Source organism: Micromonospora sp. PRAS1 (genome assembly GCF_059553435.1).
Map to the genome: position 1 here is coordinate 165,986 of NZ_JCANNB010000002.1, position 17,555 is coordinate 183,540.

Genomic DNA, 17,555 nt, shown 5'->3' on the forward strand with positions numbered 1-17,555 from the left:
CCCGCAAGTCTACGAGGGCCCTCGCGCGTCGGAAAGCGGGACGACCTATGGCCGGGTCGGATTTTCGTTTCGTCGCGGATCGCGCCCGGTGAGCAGACTGGCCGGACCTATGACGGACCGCCCGAAACGGGCAGCCGCGGCGTCGGCGGCGGCCTCCGCCTCCCGCCACCCCCGCTCCGGCGCACCGAGGGCGAGCTGCCGGGGCGTCTCGGCCGCCACGGTGAGCCCCTCGGCCCGTACGCCGACCAGGCGGATCGGCTCACCCGGGCGCAGGGCGGTGAAGAGGGCCCAGGACGTGTCGAACATCTCCCGGGCGACATCGGTGGGCACGTCCAGGGTGCGCGACCGGGTGAACGTCCGAAAGTCGGATATCCGCACCTTGACGGAGATCGTCCGCCCCACCTGCCCGGCGGCGCGCAACCGGGCACCGACCTTCTCGGCCAGCGCGAGCAGGGTGCGCCGGATCTCGGCCGGATCGTCCACGTCGACGTCGAAGGTGACCTCCGCGCCGATCGACTTCTCGACCTGCTCCGGGCTGACCCGACGCGGGTCCCGCCCGGCGGCCAGCTCGTGCAGATGCGCCGCGGCCGCCTCGCCGAGCGCGGTACGCAGCATGCCGAGCGGCGCCGCCGCGAGGTCACCGACGGTGCGCAGGCCGAGCCGCAGCAGCGCCTGCTCGGAACGCTCACCCACGCCCCAGAGGGCGGAGACCGGCAGCGGATGGAGGAAGTCGAGCACCCGCGCGGCCGGGACGACGAGCAGGCCGTCGGGTTTGGCTCGGGTCGACCCGAGCTTGGCCACGAACTTGGTCGGCGCGACCCCCACCGAACAGGTCAGCTCCTGCTCGGCGGCGACCCGTTCGCGGATGTGGCGGGCGATCGCCGCGGGCGGGCCGAAGAGCCGCCGGGCACCGGCGACGTCGAGGAACGCCTCGTCCAAGGAGAGCGGCTCGACCAGCGGCGTGACGTCACGGAAGATCTGCATGACCGCCCGCGAGGCGGTCGAGTAGCGGGTGAAGTCCGGCGGCAGGAAGACCGCGTGCGGGCAGAGGGCGCGGGCCCGCATGGTCGGCATCGCGCTGCGTACGCCGTAGCGCCGGGCCTCATAGCTGGCCGAGCTGACCACGCCGCGCGGGCCGACCCCGCCGACCACGACGGCCCGGCCGCGCAGCTCCGGCCGGTGGCGCACCTCCACCGAGGCGTAGAAGGCGTCCATGTCGACATGCAGGATCGGACAGCCGGTGTCGTCGGCGTCCGGCCCGAACCGGGGATCACCGCCCCGGGGTATCGACTGGCTGCGGCCCACCCGCGCAGGTTAGCGCCCGCGACCGACACTGCGACCGGTCAACCCCGCACCACAAGCAGCGGGATGGTCATCTCCGCCGCCGTGTCCGCGCCGTGCAGCGCCACCAGCCGGGACACCGCCGGGCTCTCCGACCGGCTGGCCAGCACCGCGTACGTGTCGTTGCAGACCACCACGACGTCGCCGATGCGGCGCAGGTGTTCCTCGGGCACCGGCCCGAACCAGCCGGTGGCCACCGCCTCGTCGCGGGTCAGCACCCGGGCGGCGGCCCCCAGCACGCCCGACCAGTTCTGCACCACGTCGGCGGTGGCACCCGGCGCGACATGCAGGTAACGCACCCGGGGCTCGCCCGCGACGACCCGCACCCCGGCGGTCAGCCGGGGATCGGTGTCCAGGTCGAAGCGGTCCCCGGGCGGCACGTCCAGCTGCCCGTGATCGGCGGTGACCAGCAGCGCCGCGTCCGACGGCAGGCCGTCCACCAGCCGGCTCAACAGCGCGTCCACCTCGGTCACCGCAGCCCGCCACGGCATCGAGTCCACGCCGCTGAGGTGGCCGTGCCGGTCGACGTCCGGGTGGTAGCCGGAGACCAGGGTGGGCCCCGACCCGGCGGCCAGGGCGGTAAGCATCGTGGCGGCCAGCGCGTCGATGTCCGCCGCACCCCGGTAGTCGCCGCCCCGGTTCGCGGCCAGGGTCAGGCCGGTGCCGCCGAACTCCGGTCGGCTCACCACGGTCACCGCCACCCCCGCGGCCCGGGCCCGCTCCAGCCAGGTGGTCACCGGCTGCCAGCGCAGCGGCGACGGGTCGTCGGCCCATTCGATGTGGCTGAGCACCCGGTCGGTGCCGGGCACCCGCAGGGTGAAGCCGACCACCCCGTGCGCGCCGGAGGCCGTACCGGTGCCCAGGGTGACCAGACTGGTCGGCGTGGTCGAGGGAAAGCCGCAGGTGAGCGGCCTGCCCACGGTGGCGGCCAGCCCGGCCAGGGTCGGCGCGTACGGCGCGGCGACCGGGATCTGGTACCAGCCGAGGCCGTCGACCAGCAGCACCGCGATCCGGCGTACCCCGGCCAGGTCGGCGCCGAGCCCGAGCAGATCCGCAGCACCGGGCACCCCGAGCAGGGCACACGCGCTCGGCAACACGTCCGCGAGCCCCGCACCGCCATCCCCCGGCGACACCGGTGCAAGGAAGGGCCCCTTTTTAACGCCTGGTGTAGAGGAAGGGCCCCCTTTTAACACCTGCTGAGCGTCGGACGCCTGGCCGGTGCCAGGCAGCGGAGCGTCGGACGGGCCGGTCATACCGGACGGCGGGCGAACAGGTGCAGTTGGGCCGCCACGTCCCGCCAGGGCGGCTGGGCGGCGAGCGTACGTTCCAACTCGACAAGCGCCGCCGGCTGGCCGTCCGCCACGGCCGCCGGGAGCAGGTCGGCGAGGACGCGTACGCCGTGGATCTCCTCGACCGTGAGCCCGGCGGTGGTGAGCAGCGCGGCGGCGCCCTCGGCGTCGAAACGCCGACGCAGCGTGTCCCGGGGGCCGGCGCTGCCCTCGGGGTCGGCGGCCAGCGTCGCGGCCACGTCGAGGTGGCCGTTCATCGCCCGACCGAGCACCGCCGCGGCCCGCCCGGCGACCAGCACACTCGCCGCGCCGCCCGGACGCAACGCGCCGGCCAGCGCCGCCGCCACCGGCGTCGGATCGTCGACGACCTCCAGCACCGCGTGGCAGAGCGCCAGGTCGACGCTGGCCGGCTCGACCAGCCCGGCGAGCGCGTCGCCGTCGCCCTGGACGGCGCGTACCCGTTCGGCCACCCCGGCCTCGGCGGCCCGGCGGCTGAGCGCGGCGAGCGCGTCGGGGCTGGCGTCGACCACGGTGACCCGGTGCCCGGCCCGGGCCAGCGGCACGGCGAAGCCACCCGTGCCGCCGCCCACGTCGAGCACGGTCAGCTCGGCGGCGGGGCGGCGGTCCAGTTCGGCGCGGAGCACCGACCAGACCACGGCGGTACGGGGGGTCAGTGGCGGTCCGGACGGGTTCAGGGTCTGTTCCACCCGGTCGAGCCTAGTCAGCACGGCCCGTACCGGCAGGGGGCCCTACCGGCGGTCTGCGGAAGCGCTGGTCAGCGGAAGTCGCGGGAGGCGGGACTGACCGGCGGCTCGATCGCGTCCAGCCGGTCGGCGACCAGGTTGACCACCCCCTCGTGCCGCTGCAACCGCCCGCGCACCACAAGCGCCGCGCTGGTGCGGGCCACCCGGCGGTACCGCTGCCACAGCCCCGGCGAACAGGTGACGTTGAGCATGCCGGTCTCGTCCTCCAGGTTGAGGAAGGTGACCCCGCCCGCCGTCCCCGGGCGCTGCCGGTGGGTGACGATCCCGCCGACCCGGATCCGCCGACCCGGCTCGACCCGGCCCAACCGGTCGATCGGCACCGCACCGAGGGCGTCCAGCCGCGGCCGGACGAACCGGGCCGGATGGTTCTCCGGAGAGAGCCCGGTGGCCCAGACGTCGGCGACCAGCCGGTCCACCGCCGCCATGCCGGGCAGGGTGGGCGCGCTCGCGCCGGTCACCGTGCCGGGCAGCCGGCCCGGTCGGTCCTGCGCCGCCGCACCGGCCGCCCAGAGCGCCTGCCGCCGGGTCAGCCCGAAACAGGCGAAGGCGTCCGCGGTGGCCAGCGCCTCCAGCTGCGCGGCGGTCAGCCCGGCCCGTCGGGCCAGATCCGGCATGTCGCGGTACGGCCCGTGCGCCGCCCGCTCGGCCTCGATCCGCTCGGCCACCTCGTCGCCGAGGGTACGCACCCCGGCGAGCCCGAGCCGGACGGCCGGCCCGCCCAGCCCCCAGGCGTGCGGTGGCTCCCCCGGCTGGCTGCCCCACCGGGTCTGCGGGGTGGACTCCAGCACCGGCTTCGCGCCGCTGGCGTTGACATCCGGTCGGCGTACCTCCACCCCGTGCCGGCGGGCGTCGTCGACCAGGGTCTGCGGCGAGTAGAAGCCCATCGGCTGGGCGCTGAGCAGGGCGGCCAGGAACGGCCCGGGATGGTAGCGCTTGAGCCAGGAGCTGGCGTAGACCAGGTAGGCGAAGCTCATCGCGTGGCTCTCCGGGAAGCCGTAGCTGGCGAAGGCGGTCAGCTTGCGGTAGACGTCGTCGGCCAGCTCGCCGGTGATGCCCCGCTGCGCCATGCCGGCGTAGAGCCGGTCGGCGATCTGCGCCATCCGCGCCACCGACCGTTTGGCCCCCATCGCCCGGCGCAGCTGGTCGGCCCCGGCCGCGTCGAAGCCGGCCAGGTCGATGGCGAGCTGCATCAGCTGCTCCTGGAAGAGCGGCACGCCGAGGGTCTTCTCCAGCGCGTTACGCATCAGCGGGTGCGGGAAGGTCACCGGCTCCTGGCCGTTGCGGCGCCTGATGTACGGGTGCACCGAGCCGCCCTGGATCGGGCCGGGCCGGATCAGCGCCACCTCGACCACCAGGTCGTAGAACTCGCGGGGTTTGAGCCGGGGCAGGGTGGCCATCTGGGCCCGGCTCTCCACCTGGAACACCCCCACCGAGTCGGCCCGGCAGAGCATGTCGTAGACCTCGGGATCGTCAAGCGTCATGTCGCCGAGGTCGAGGCTCATCCCGATCATGTCGTAGCCGTGGTGCAGCGCCGAGAGCATGCCGAGGCCGAGCAGGTCGAACTTGACCAGCCCGACGGCGGCGCAGTCGTCCTTGTCCCACTGGAGCACGCTGCGGCCGGGCATCCGGCCCCACTCCACCGGGCAGACCTCGATCACCGGCCGGTCGCAGATCACCATGCCGCCGGAGTGGATGCCCAGGTGCCTCGGAAATGTCTGAAGCTCGTTGGCGTACGCGATCACCTGCTCGGGGATCTCCGGCACGTCCACCGTGGCCACCTCGCCCCACCTGTCGATCTGTTTGCTCCAGGCGTCCTGCTGGCCGGGCGAGAAGCCGAACGCCTTGGCCACGTCCCGCACCGCCGAACGAGGCCGGTACGAGATCACGTTGGCCACCTGGGCGGTGTGCTCCCGGCCGTAGCGGGCGTAGACGTGCTGGATGACCTCCTCCCGGCGACCCGACTCGATGTCCACGTCGATGTCGGGCGGACCGTCGCGCTCGGGCGCCAGGAACCGCTCGAACAGCAGCCGGTGCCGGACCGCGTCCACGTTTGTGATCCGCAGCGCGTAGCAGACCGCCGAGTTCGCCGCCGAGCCCCGACCCTGGCAGTAGATGTCCGCCCGCCGGCAGAAGTCGACGATGTCGTAGACCACCAGGAAGTAGCCGGGGAAACCCAGTTCCTCGATCATGTTCAGCTCGTGGTCGAGTTGCGCGTACGCCTGCGGGTGCGCCTCACGCGGACCGTAGCGTTCCCGCGCGCCCGCCTCGGTGAGGTGACGCAGCCAGCTCATCTCGGTGTGCCCCGGCGGCACCGGGTACGCCGGCAGCTGCGGCGCCACGAGTTGCAGGTCGAAGGCGAGTTCCGCGCCGAACTCGGCGGCCCGGGCCACCGCGCCCGGGTAGGCGGCGAACCGGGTCGCCATCTCGACGCCGGAGCGCAGGTGGGCGGTGCCCGCAGCGGGCAGCCAGCCGTCGATCTCGTCCAGGCTGCGCCGAGCCCGTACGGCGGCGAGGGTGGTGGCCAGCCGGCGTCGCCCCGGGGCGGCGTAGTGCACGTTGTTCGTGGCCACCGTGGGCAGCCCGGCGGCGGCGGCCAACTCGGCCAGGGCGTCGTTGCGGTCGCCGTCGACCGGATGCCCGTGGTCGGTCAGCTCCACCGCCACCGTCTCCGCGCCGAACAGCGCGGTTAGCCGGTCCAGTTCCCGGGCGGCCGCGTCGACCCCCTCGGTGAGCAGGGCGGCCGGCACGTGCCCCTTGCGGCAGCCGGTCAGCACCAGCACGTGATCGCGCAGGTCGGCGGCGACCTCCGCCAGCTCGCCGTAGCGCGGGCGGCCCTTCTCCCCGCCGCGCAACTGGGCGCGGGCGATGGTGGCGGCCAGCCGGGCGTACCCCTCGTGGCCGTGCGCCAGCACCAGCAGGTGGTTGCCGGGCGGATCCGGGTGCCCGCCCCGGCCGGACGCCCCGCGTTCCGCCGATGCTTCCGGGGCGAGCGAGAGTTCCGCTCCGAAGATCGTCGGCAGGTTCAGCGCGCGGGCCGCCTCGGCGAACCGGACCACGCCGTAGAAGCCGTCGTGGTCGGTGACGGCGAGCGCGGTGAGCCCCAGCCGGACCGCCTCCTCGACCAGCTCCTCGGGGTGGCTGGCACCGTCCAGGAAGCTGAAGTTGGTGTGCGCGTGCAGCTCGGCGTACGGCACCACGCCGTCGGGGCGGGTCAGCTCCGGCGGCCGGTACTGCTCCCGTCGCCGGCTGCCCGCCGGCGAGTCGCCCCCGTCGGCGTCGACCGCGAGCGGATCCACCACGTGCAGGTGCCGGCCGCCACGGCCCGTCCCGCCGCCGCTCCCCTTTCCGCCGGCCGCCCGGCCGGAGAGCACCCGTTCCAACTCCGACCACGGCAGCCGCGGATTGTGAAAACTCACCGTCCGCACCCGTCCGGCACGATCTTGGTACGTTTCGGCCCCTCGGAGGGCCCCTCGGAGGGCCGTTTCGTACCAAGATTCACGTCAGTCATAGATCGCCTCCACTCGCCAGCGACCTGCCTCGACGGCGAGGAGCAGGGCGGTGCCGTTGGCCAGGCAGACCTGGAAGCGGGCCCTTCGACGGGCCTCGGCGGGAGCCCACCACCGCTCGTCGACAGGCCACGGACCGGCCCAGCCGACGATCTCGGCCGACGCTCCCGAGTCGACCCCGACGACTGCCTCCCGCTGCGTGCCGGGAAGAGACGCCGGTCGGGACGCGATGGTCAGCCGAGCCGGCGGGGCACTCACCGCCAACCGGGCGCTCACCACGACCGGTGCACCGGTGGCGTCCAGCACGCTCGCGTTGAGCGGCGTGGGCAGCACCACCGCCGGCGAGGGCGGCGGCAGCCGCCCCGGCCAGGACGGTACGGCCACCCCGGCCCCCACCCGTCGCCTTGCAGAGTCGACCGATCCGCCGCCCGAAGCGCTGCCGGTGGTGCTGTTGTGCCGGGCCGAGGCCGCCGCCCCGCCGGGGCCAGCCCGCCTGTCACGGGAGCCTGTCGATCCGCCGCCCGAGCCGGTGGGCCAGATGGCGGGTTCGGAGGGTGCGAGGGATCCGGGCAGCGGCGGTGGACCGGGACGGGTGGGCAGCCGTTCGTCGCCCCACGGGACCAGCCGCGTCTGGTCGGCCGGTGACCGTCCACCGCCGAGCACGGCGGTGACCACCGCCTCGGGGCCGAGCAGTCCCTGCACCCGGCTCAGCGCCCGATGCGCCCGCTCGCGCTCCTCGCCGGTCTCCCCCCACAGCCCGGCCTGTAGCCCGGCCTGGGCGATCATCCCGTCCGGCACCAGCCGCAGCCGGATGATCCCGGCGGTGGGCCGAGCCGGTGCGCCCCGGCGGGCACCTGTGAGCCAGCCGTCCAGTTGCCAACGGACCCGGTCGGCGATCGCCGCCGCGGTGAGCAGGCCGTCGTGCCGCCAGACCCGGTGCAGTTCCTGGCCGTGCGCGGTGACCGCCTCGATGCCGAGGCGGGTGCAGGCCAACCCGTGCCCGGCGAGCCGTTCGTGCAGCCGCTCGGCCAGCGTCCGGGCCGTGAACGCCGCGACGTCCACGCGGTCGATCGGCTCGTCGAGGTCGGCGGTGACCGCCAGGTCGACGGGGGGTTGCCGGACCGCGAGCGGGCGGTCGTCCCGCCCGGCCGCCAGCCGGTGGGCCAGCGCCCCGTCGAACCCGAACCGGGCCAGCACGTCACCTGCGGGCAGCGCGGCGAAGTCGCCGAGCGTACGCACCCCGAGCCGGCGCAGCAGGTCGGCCAGGGCGGGTCGGCCGAGCGCCGCCACGGGTTGGCTGGCCAGGAACTCCGGTGTCCCGCCGGGCGACACGATCCGGCCCTGGCGGGCGGCCAGGCCGGCGGCGAACGTCCCGTCGGCGATGCCGACCTGGCTCTCCACCGCGCAGCTCTGCGCGACCTGCTCGACGATCCGTTCGGCCGCCGCCTCCTCACCGCCGAGGTACCGGCTCGGCCCCCGGGCGGCCAGCGCGCAGGCGCCGGGGCGGATCACCTCGACCCCGACCGCCACCTCCTCGACCGCGGCCACCACCGGCTCGAAGGCCCGCGCGTCCCGCCCGGGATCGTGGTCGACGACGGTCAGCCCCGGGCAGCGCCCCTGCGCCTCGCGCCGGCGCAGCCCCCGGCGTATCCCCTCGGCCCTGGCCTGCTCGGAGCAGGCGACCACCCGGTTGGCGTGCAGCACCGCCACCGGCCCGGTGGCGGACACCCCGTCGACGATCTCGGCGGCGAGCACCGGCCAGTCCGGACACCAGAGCAGCAGGGTCCGCGTCGCCGCACTCACCTCGCCCTCCCCCGCCCACCGCGATCTTGCACTTTGGGTCGCCAGATAAGGCGCGAAATGCTCATCTCGCCGACCGCAGGTGCATGATCGACGCACGTTCACCGGGAGGGATGGCCGTGGCGGGGGTGGGGATGGGGATGGTGCGGGTCAGGGCGTCGCCGGGGAGCCACACCCGGACCTCCTTGGGGCGGGCGGCGGCGCCCCGGCCCCGGGCCGAGATGGTCACCTCCCGACGGCGCAGCCGGCCCCGACCCGCACCGAGCCCGTCCCACACCCCACGGACCACCTGGAGCAGCACGTCCGCGCCGTCCCACCGGCCGTACGGCACGAGCACGCAGCCGCGCTGCCGGGCCCGTGCGGCCAGCCGGCTGGCGACCGAGGCGGAGACGGTGGCCGGTGCGGCGACGACCACCACGTCGACCCCGTCGATGAGCGCGGCGACCACGGTGGGCCAGTCGGGCCCGGGCTGCGGTACCAGGGCGAGCCGGTCCAGGGCGATCCCGGCCTCGGCCGCCGCGCCGGCCCCGAAGGTCGGCATCCCGACCACGGCACACCAGGAGCCGGCCCGGGACGCCTCGGCGAGCAGGGCGAGCAGCAGCGACGTGGTGCCGCTGTGCCGGAGTTGCCCGGCACCGACCGCGATGGTGCTGCCCCGCCGTAGCCCGCGGCCGGGCAGCAGCCCGGTCAGCTCGGGGCGCACAGGCAGCACCCGGTGCCCGCCCGCCGGGTCGGGCGCGCTGGCCGGGCGGACCAGCCCGGCCAGCGCGGCGGAACCGACCACCATGCGGCCCGCCATCGCCATCCACCCCCGTCGTGTCGCCCCGGGCACCGGCCCGTGGTTGGTGCTCTTCGTTGGATCAGTCCCGTGGTTGGTGCTCTTCGTTGGATCAGTTCAGTAAGGACCTGCTGCGCCGGACGGCGTCCGGCCACCCTGGGTCCCGCCGTGGTGGCCGGACGCCGCGACTCAGGCGACGAGACCGTCGATCGCCGGCTGGTGCGCCAGGCCGAGCGCCTGCTCCACCACCGTCACGAACTCCTCGGCGGCGCGGAGCAGGTCGTCGGCTTCCCGGGCGGTGACCACCCGGGGTATGCCGGCCTCGGCGGCGGCGCGCTTGCCGGCGCCGAGGGCGAAGAAGCCGGCCCACTCGTCGAGTTCGGGGGCGACACCGGCGAGCAGGACCCAGACGCTGGTGATCCGGTTGCGTCGGGTGGGCGCGGGACGGGCGCGGGCGGCGAGCACCGCAGCGGCGGCGCGCAGCGCCGCGAGGTGGGCGGCGGCGTACCGGAGGCCGTCGGGGCGGGTCCGGGCGGCCTCGGCGAGACCCTGCCGGGCCACCGTGAGCAGTTGGGCGGGAGTGCGGTGCGGCAACACGTGCGCGGGCACCGTCGGCGCCTGGGCCGGACTGGTCGGCATGGTCTCCTCCAGGTGGGCCGGTGCGGGCGGATCGCGCGACGGAAGGCGACTCCGGCGGCGCGAGACACCCGTGACGGGCGGTGCGGAGGAAGACGCACCAGGCGGGTGGCCGGCCGGGTGCGGAGCTTCCCCACACCACACCCGGCCGGCTGTGCCGGCGGGTCCGCCGCCCGCCGCCCGGGGGTCGTGGGCGGCGGACGACGGTCCTGCCTGAGCGGGCCCGGGCTCGCGACTGCCCGGGGCCCGGTGCGGTCCGCGGCACCGCACCTGTCGGGAGCCGGTGCCGCGAAACACCCACTCCCGAGGGGTTGGAACGAACGTTCGAGGCAATCGAACACTCGTTCTAACTACTGCTGACAGTACACCCTCCCCCCGCCGAAAATGCAACGTGTGGCGCGCCGACACCGCTCCGCCGCGGCCCGCACCACCGCCGCCCGCCTGGCCGGGTGCACCGGCGGCCCGGGTACCGGGAAGAATGGCGGCATGCAGCCACACCCGAACGTACGGGCGGTGCAGGACGCGCTCGATGGCGCGGACGCCCGGAACGGCTCCGGCGCCCCCGCCACGATCCGCCTGCTGCCCGACGCGGTGCACACCGCCGCAGCCGCCGCCGAGGCGCTCGGCGTCGACGTGGGCGCCATCGCCAACTCGCTCGTCTTCGACGCCGACGGGGCACCGTTGCTGGTGCTCACCTCGGGCGCACACCGGGTGGACACCACCGGCCTGGCCGGCCGGCTCGGCATCACCCGGCTGCGCCGGGCCACCCCGCAGTTCGTCAAGGAGCACACCGGGCAGGTGATCGGCGGCGTCGCCCCGGTGGGCCACCCGCAGCCCCTGCGCACGCTTGTGGACACCGCCCTGGAGAAGTACGACGAGATCTGGGCCGCCGGTGGCGTGCCGCAGGCGGTCTTCCCCACCACGTACGCCGAGTTGCTGCGGGTCACCGACGGCGCACCGACCGACGTGGCGTGACCGGGCCGACGACCGTTCCGGAGCTGGTCACCCTGCACGTGTGGCGGGTACCCCGGACCGCGCTGCCCCGGGTGCTGGTCCGGATGGCCCGCGATCCGCGCCGGCTGCGCGCCCTGCCCGGCGTACGGTTCGGCAAGCTGCTCGGCACCGGGACCGGCACCGGCTTCGGGCCGGGCGACGCCGACCCGACCCGCTGGGCGGCGCTTACGGTGTGGGAGTCCACCACCGCGGCGGCCCGGTTCGCCGACTCACCTGTGGGCCGGGCCTGGTCCGGCCTCGCCCGGTCGGCCGTCCGGCTCGACCTGCGCCCGCTGACCAGCCGGGGCGAGTGGTCCGGCCGGCGACCGTTCGGCGAGCCGACGGGTGGCCGGACCAGCGGGCCGGTGCTGGCCCTGACCCGGGCCCGACTGCGCCCGACCCGGGCGGTCACCTTCTGGCGGGCGGTCCCACCCGTCGCCACCGCCCTGCACGCCGCGCCCGGCCTGCTGGCCCGCTTCGGCGTCGGTGAGGCGCCACTGGGCTGGCAGGGCACGGTGAGCGTGTGGCGTGATCCGGCGGATCTGGTGGCGTTCGCGTACCGTCACCCGGAGCACCGGGCCGCGATCAGCCGGACAGACACCGAGCGGTGGTACGCGGAGGAACTCTTCGCCCGCTTCGAGGTGCGTGACGTGATCGGTGACCGGACGGTACTGGGATGGGCCGCCGACGGCGACCCGGCGAAGGATGGACGGGCATGAGACTGGTGCGGTGGACCCCGGACGACCTCCTGCGCCGGCTGGACGACGTGGTGGCCGTCTACGGCGAGGCCATGGGCTACCGCGCCGACCTGCTGGAGGCCCGGCGCGGCTACATCGCCACCCACGTCCGCCGGCCCGGTTTCCGCGCCGTCGCCAGCCTGACCAGCGAGGGTCATCTGGCCGGCTTCGGGTACGGCTACCTGGGCGGGCCCGGCCAGTGGTGGCACGACCAGGTCTGGCGGGCGCTCGATCCGGCCACCCGGCAACGCTGGCTGACCGACTGCTTCGAAGTGGTCGAGCTGCACGTCCGGCCACCGGCCCAGGGGCACGGCCTGGGCGCCGGCCAGCTGCGCGCCCTGCTCACCATGGCCGAGGGCACGACCACGCTGCTCTCCACCCCGGAGGCCGACGAGCACACCTCACGCGCCTGGCGGCTGTACCGCCGGTTCGGCTTCGTCGACATCCTGCGCGACTTCCGCTTCCCCGGCGACGAACGCCCGTTCGGAGTCCTCGGCCGGGACCTGCCCCTGCCGGCACCCGAGCCCGCCGGTCGGTCATGACCAGGCTGGCTCGCGGCTACGCCTGGGCGTTGCTGGCCCTGCTCGTGCTGGCCCAGATCTGCTACCCGCTCACCGAAGGGACCACCCGGGCCCGGCTGACCGTGGCCACCGTCGTGCTCGGCTACCTGCTCTCGGTCGGCCACGCGCTGCTGACCCGGGGTGCGCGTACGGCGGTGGCGCTGGTCGCGGTGGCCACCGGCGGCGGGTTCGCCATCGAGGCGCTGGGGGTGGCCACCGGCTTCCCGTTCGGCAGCTACGACTACTCCGGCCAACTCGGCCCGAAGCTGGCCGGGGTGCCACTGATCATCCCGCTGGCCTGGACCTGGATGGCCTGGCCGGCCTGGCTGGTGGCGACCCGGATCATCAAGTGGTGGCCGGGGCGGATCGCGCTGGCCACGCTCGGGCTGGCCACCTGGGATCTCTTCCTCGACCCGCAGATGGTGGCCGAGGGCCACTGGGTGTGGCGGGACGCCGAGCCGGCGCTACCCGGCCTGGCCGGCATCCCGGTCAGCAACTACCTGGGCTGGCTGCTCTTCGCGGTGCTGGTGATGACCGCGCTGCGTCCGCTCGCCGGGCCCGCCGTGGCCGGCACCGACTCCGGCGACCACCCGATGTACGCGCTCTACCTCTGGACGTACGCCTCCAGCGTGCTGGCCCACGCGGTCTTCCTCGACCTGCCCGCCTCGGCGGTCTGGGGCGCGGCCGGCATGGGCGTGGTCGCCGTACCGCTGGCGGTCACGCTGCTGCGGGACCGCCGGGCCCGCGACCGCGACACCGGCCCGACCCGGCACCGGGTCGACGCCACCGCATGATCGGGATCTCGCTCGTCGCGCTCGGCGTCCTCGCCGTGCTGACCGGGCACACCCTGGTCAACGCGAACCGGTGGCTGCGCCGGCCGACCGACCGGCCGGTGCAGACCACCGAACGGGTGGCGGTGCTGTTGCCGCTGCGGGACGAGGCCGCCCGGGTCACCCCGTGCCTGCGCGCCCTGCTCGCCCAGCGCGGCGTGCCCGGACTGCGGATCGTGGTGCTCGACGACGGCTCGACCGACGGCACCGCCGAGGTGGTCCGCGCGGTGGCCGGCGGCGATCCCCGGGTCACCCTGCTCACCGGCGTCGCGCCACCACCGGGCTGGCTGGGCAAGCCGCACGCCTGCTGGCAGTTGGCCACCCGCACCGAGGCGTCGGCCGAGGTGCTGGTCTTCGTGGACGCCGACGTGGTGCTCGGCCCGTACGCCGTCGCGGCGGCGGTCACCGAGCTGCGCGCCGCCGGGGCGACCCTGCTGTCGCCGTACCCGAGGATCGTGGTGCGGACGGCGACGGACCGGCTGGTGCAGCCGCTGTTGCAGTGGTTGTGGCTGACCTTCCTGCCGCTGCGCGCGATGGAACGCTCGCCGCGACCGTCGCTGGCCGCAGCCGGCGGGCAGTTCCTGGTCGTGGAGCGGGCGGGCTACCTGCGGGCCGGCGGGCACGCGGCGGTCGCCGACCGGGTGCTGGAGGACATCGAGCTGGCCCGGGCGGTGAAACGCGCCGGCGGCCGGATCGCCCTCGCCGATGGTTCCCGGCTGGCCTCCTGCCGGATGTACGAGAACTGGCCGCAGCTGCGCGACGGCTACTCCAAGTCGCTCTGGGCCTCGTTCGGGCATCCGGGAAACGCCGCGCTTGTGGTGACCCTGCTGCTCCTGCTCTACACCGCGCCACCGCTGGTCGCCGTGACCGCGCTGCTGGCCGGCGCGCCGACGCTGGCCGGGATCGCCGGCCTGGCGTACCTGGCGGGGGTGGCCGGGCGGGTGGTCAGCGCCCGGGCCACCGGCGGGCGGGCCTGGCCCGACGCGCTGGGCCACCCCGTGTCGGTCGCGATCCTCGGTTGGCTGACCCTGCGGTCGTACCATCTGCGCAAGCGGCGGCGCCTGTCCTGGCGTGGCCGTCCGGTCGACTAGGAGGACGCGGCATGGCGCGGATCGTGGTCATCGGCGCCGGGGTGGGCGGGCTGGCCACCGCCGCCCGACTGGCCGTCACCGGGCATCAGGTGACCGTGCTGGAACGGGCCGAGATGGTCGGCGGCAAACTCGGCCGGCACAGCCGCGTCACCGACGCCGGACCGTTCCACTTCGACACCGGCCCCAGCCTGCTCACCCTGCCCCAGGTCTTTCAGGAGCTGTTCGAGGCGACCGGGGCCAAGCTCGACGAGTACCTCGACCTGGTGCCGCTCGACCCGATCGTGCGGCACGTCTTCCCGGGCGGCGGGCCGGTCCTCGACTCCTGCGCCGACCCGGTGGAGTTCACCGCCCGGGTGGGCGCGGCCCTCGGCGACCGGGCCGCCGCCGACTGGCAGCGGCTCTGGCGGCGCGCCGGCCGGGTGTGGCGCGCCAGCGAGCACGACATCCTGCGCCGCCGGGTCGACTCGCCTCCGGACCTGACCCGGCTGGCCTGGCGGCTGGGTGACCTGGCCGCGATCCGGCCCGGGCAGAGCCTGCGCGGGCTGGGCCGCGCCCAGCTGTCCGACCCGCGGCTGCGGATGCTGCTGGACCGGTACGCCACCTACACCGGCGCCGACCCGCGCCGCGCACCGGCCGCGCTGGTCGCGGTCCCCTACGCCGAGCTGGCCTTCGGCGGCTGGTACCTGCGCGGCGGGCTGGGCACCCTCGCCGACGCGCTGCTGTCGCGCTGCCTGGACCTGGGGGTGGTGCTGCGCACCGGCACCCCGGTCACCCGGATCGACGCCGCAGGTGGCCGGGTGCACGGGGTACGCGTCGCCGGGCAGCACGCCCCGATCCCCGCCGACGTGGTGGTGGCAAACGTCGACGCGCTCACCGTCTACCGCGACCTGCTGCCCGACCCGCGCCGGCTGGCCGGGCTCGCCGACCGCAGCCTCGCCGGCTTCGTCCTGCTGCTCGGCGTACGCGGCGAGAGCGGGCTGGCCCACCACAACGTCTTCTTCCCGCGCGACTACGACGCCGAGTTCGACGCGGTCTTCGGCGCCCCGGGTCGCGGGGTACCCGCCCGGCCGGCCGCCGACCCGACGGTCTTCGTCACCGTGGCCGACGACCCGGCGGTCCGCCCGACCGGCCACGAGGCGTGGTTCGTGCTGGTAAACGCCGCCCGCCAGGGCACCGCCGCCGGGGCGGTCGACTGGCGCCGGCCGGGGCTGGCCCAGGCGTACGCCGACCGGATCCTCGACGTGCTTGCCGAGCGGGGCGTGGACGTCCGCGACCGGCTGCTCTTCCGCGACATCCGCACCCCGGCCGACCTGGCCACCGCGACCGGCGCGCCGGGCGGCACCATCTACGGCACGGCCGGTGGCCTGCTCCGCCCGGCCAACCGGGGCCCGGCGCACGGCCTGTGGCTGGTCGGCGGCTCCAGCCACCCGGGCGGCGGCCTGCCGATGGTCACCCTCTCCGCGCAGATCGTCGCCGACGCCATCGGCCCCGCCTGGTAGGTGTAAGGAAGGGCACCTTATTAACGCCTCAGGTAGAGGAAGGGCCCCTTGTTAACACCCGGAGATCGTCAGGCCGCGTCGATCAGTGCCCGGCGTACCGCAGAGAGCAGCTGCCCGAGCCCGAAGGCGGCAAGCAGCACCCAGACCGCGGTGGCCATGGTGATGGTGCCGGCGGCCAGGTCCGGCTGGACCAGCCCGGTCAGGCCGGCCAGCAGCAGCCCGGCCACGGCCACGCAGACCCGGGTGGGCCGCTCGCCCACGGTGACCGCGCCGATCTCCCGCATGCCGGCGGCGACCGCGCGGGCCCGGACGTACTCGTGCAGCCAGGACAGCGCGCCGGCCGCGGCGACCAACGCGCCCGGCGCGCCGACCAGCCAGAACGCCACCAGCCACGCGGCCTCGCCGAGCCGGTCGGCGAGCGAGTCGTAGACGTAGCCGAGCCGGGTGGTCCGGCCGGTGGCCACCGCCACCGCACCGTCAACGCTGTCGGCCACCGAGGCGAGCAGCACGAACGCCGCCGCCAGGAACGGGCCGTCGCCCGGCCGGACCGCGAACAGCGGTACGCAGAAGCAGAGCAGTACGCCGACCACCGTCACCGCGGTCGGGCCGACCCGCAGCCGCCCCAACAGGAAACCGAGATGGTAGGAGAAGCGCAGCCAACCGCGTACCACCGGAGTGGCGGCCCGGGGATCGAACCCACCGTGCAGTCGGGCCCACGCCGTGGCGTACTCGTTCCAGTTCAGCTGTCTGCCCACCACGGTTCAACCGGATCGGCGGCGCTGAGGTGTCGCGCCGCGAATGTCACGTCGCGGCGCCCACCCGGAGGTTCTGCCAGATCTCCCGGGTCGCGGTGGACCGGTTGAAGGTGATGAAGTGGATGCCCGGAACCCCCTCGTCGAGCAGCCGCTGGCACATCTCGCTGGTCTGCTCGATGCCGAGCCGGCGGACCGCCTCCGGATCATCGGCCACCCGCTCGAACCGGGCCGCCAACGCCGGCGGGAAGGGCGCGCCGGAAAGCTGCACCGAGCGCTCGATCGTGCCGATCCGGGTCACCGGCATCACCCCGGCCAGGATCGGGGTGTCGCAGCCGGCGGCGGCGACCCGGTCACGCAGGCGTAGGTATTCGTCGGCGTCGAAGAACATCTGGGTGATCGCGAACTCCGCACCGGCCCGGCACTTGCGGACGAAGTGCTCGGTGTCGGTGGCGATGTCCGGCGAGCGGGGGTGCCGGTACGGGAAGGCGGCCACCCCGACGCTGAAGTCGCCGGAGCGGCGGACCAGCCGGACGAGGTCCTCGGCGTACTGCACGCCCTCGGGGTGCGGCACCCATTCGCCGGTGGGGTCACCGGGCGGGTCGCCCCGCACCGCGAGCACGTTGCGCACCCCGGCACCGGCCAGTCGACCGATCACGTGCCGCAACTCGGCCACCGAGTGGTTGACCGCGGTCAGATGGGCCAACGGCAACAGGGTGGTCTCGGTGGCGATCCGCTCGGTCACCGCCACCGTGGTGTCCCGGGTCGACCCGCCGGCCCCGTAGGTGATCGAGACGAACGACGGTCGCAGCGACTCCAGCTCGCGGATGGCCTGCCAGAGCTGCCGCTCCCCCGGCTCGTTCTTCGGCGGCATGAACTCGAAGGAGAAGGTGGGCTGGCAGGTGCGGACCAGCTCCCCGATCGGCGGGTGCGGGTTCGGAAGAATCGACGGAAGACCGAGCGCCACGCCCCGACTCTA

At 75.1% G+C, this 17,555-nt stretch carries 15 protein-coding genes; 6 read left to right on the forward strand and 9 right to left on the reverse strand.

What is annotated here, in order from left to right; translation table 11 throughout:
- Positions 1 to 45: 45 nt before the first annotated feature.
- The 7 genes from AC507J_RS03070 to AC507J_RS03100 all read right to left on the reverse strand — a co-directional run bounded on the left by AC507J_RS03070 (position 46) and on the right by AC507J_RS03100 (position 10,117).
- Positions 46 to 1,305, reverse strand: coding sequence for a DNA polymerase IV (locus AC507J_RS03070; protein WP_496287503.1), 1,260 nt, complete (start codon positions 1,303 to 1,305; stop codon positions 46 to 48).
- A 38-nt stretch (positions 1,306 to 1,343) separates the two neighbouring features.
- A complete protein-coding gene (locus AC507J_RS03075; RefSeq protein WP_496287504.1) occupies positions 1,344 to 2,594 on the reverse strand; it encodes an alkaline phosphatase family protein in 1,251 nt (416 codons plus the stop codon).
- Positions 2,591 to 3,358 (reverse strand): methyltransferase domain-containing protein, encoded by a 768-nt coding sequence (locus tag AC507J_RS03080; RefSeq protein ID WP_496287505.1) that lies wholly within the window; start codon positions 3,356 to 3,358, stop codon positions 2,591 to 2,593. The genes AC507J_RS03075 and AC507J_RS03080 overlap by 4 nt, the downstream gene beginning before the upstream one ends.
- A 47-nt stretch (positions 3,359 to 3,405) precedes the next feature.
- Positions 3,406 to 6,810, reverse strand: coding sequence for an error-prone DNA polymerase (locus AC507J_RS03085; protein ID WP_496287506.1), 3,405 nt, complete (start codon positions 6,808 to 6,810; stop codon positions 3,406 to 3,408).
- Between the two features lie 84 nt (positions 6,811 to 6,894).
- Positions 6,895 to 8,703: a DNA polymerase Y family protein gene (locus AC507J_RS03090; RefSeq protein WP_496287507.1), complete on the reverse strand. Its 1,809-nt coding sequence runs from the start codon at positions 8,701 to 8,703 to the stop codon at positions 6,895 to 6,897.
- A 61-nt stretch (positions 8,704 to 8,764) separates the two neighbouring features.
- Positions 8,765 to 9,499, reverse strand: coding sequence for a DnaE2-dependent mutagenesis accessory factor ImuA' (gene imuA', locus AC507J_RS03095; protein WP_496287508.1), 735 nt, complete (start codon positions 9,497 to 9,499; stop codon positions 8,765 to 8,767).
- 168 nt (positions 9,500 to 9,667) lie between these two features.
- A complete protein-coding gene (locus AC507J_RS03100; RefSeq protein WP_496287509.1) occupies positions 9,668 to 10,117 on the reverse strand; it encodes an SAV_6107 family HEPN domain-containing protein in 450 nt (149 codons plus the stop codon).
- Between the two features lie 483 nt (positions 10,118 to 10,600).
- On the opposite strand from AC507J_RS03100, the gene AC507J_RS03105 reads away from it, so the two are divergent.
- From AC507J_RS03105 to AC507J_RS03130, 6 genes are read left to right on the forward strand one after another with little or no spacing between them, the layout of a single operon-like run.
- Complete coding sequence (locus AC507J_RS03105) at positions 10,601 to 11,089, forward strand: YbaK/EbsC family protein (RefSeq protein ID WP_496287639.1); 489 nt, start codon at positions 10,601 to 10,603, stop codon at positions 11,087 to 11,089.
- Positions 11,086 to 11,826 (forward strand): monooxygenase, encoded by a 741-nt coding sequence (locus tag AC507J_RS03110; protein ID WP_496287510.1) that lies wholly within the window; start codon positions 11,086 to 11,088, stop codon positions 11,824 to 11,826. Before AC507J_RS03105 ends, AC507J_RS03110 begins: the two co-directional genes overlap by 4 nt.
- On the forward strand, positions 11,823 to 12,386 hold the full coding sequence (locus AC507J_RS03115) for a GNAT family N-acetyltransferase (protein WP_496287511.1): 564 nt from the start codon (positions 11,823 to 11,825) through the stop codon (positions 12,384 to 12,386). The genes AC507J_RS03110 and AC507J_RS03115 overlap by 4 nt, the downstream gene beginning before the upstream one ends.
- On the forward strand, positions 12,383 to 13,198 hold the full coding sequence (locus AC507J_RS03120) for a carotenoid biosynthesis protein (RefSeq protein ID WP_496287512.1): 816 nt from the start codon (positions 12,383 to 12,385) through the stop codon (positions 13,196 to 13,198). Before AC507J_RS03115 ends, AC507J_RS03120 begins: the two co-directional genes overlap by 4 nt.
- Positions 13,195 to 14,325 (forward strand): glycosyltransferase family 2 protein, encoded by a 1,131-nt coding sequence (locus AC507J_RS03125; protein ID WP_496287513.1) that lies wholly within the window; start codon positions 13,195 to 13,197, stop codon positions 14,323 to 14,325. Before AC507J_RS03120 ends, AC507J_RS03125 begins: the two co-directional genes overlap by 4 nt.
- Before the next feature lie 11 nt (positions 14,326 to 14,336).
- Entirely contained in the window at positions 14,337 to 15,824 is a 1,488-nt protein-coding gene (locus AC507J_RS03130; RefSeq protein ID WP_496287514.1) for a phytoene desaturase family protein, read from the forward strand.
- Positions 15,825 to 15,892: 68 nt separating this feature from the next.
- On the opposite strand, the gene AC507J_RS03135 is transcribed toward AC507J_RS03130, so the two are convergent.
- Both AC507J_RS03135 and metF read right to left on the reverse strand, forming a co-directional pair.
- Entirely contained in the window at positions 15,893 to 16,582 is a 690-nt protein-coding gene (locus AC507J_RS03135) for a CDP-alcohol phosphatidyltransferase family protein (protein ID WP_496287515.1), read from the reverse strand.
- Between the two features lie 43 nt (positions 16,583 to 16,625).
- Positions 16,626 to 17,543: a methylenetetrahydrofolate reductase [NAD(P)H] gene (metF, locus tag AC507J_RS03140; RefSeq protein ID WP_496287516.1), complete on the reverse strand. Its 918-nt coding sequence runs from the start codon at positions 17,541 to 17,543 to the stop codon at positions 16,626 to 16,628.
- Positions 17,544 to 17,555: the final 12 nt, after the last annotated feature.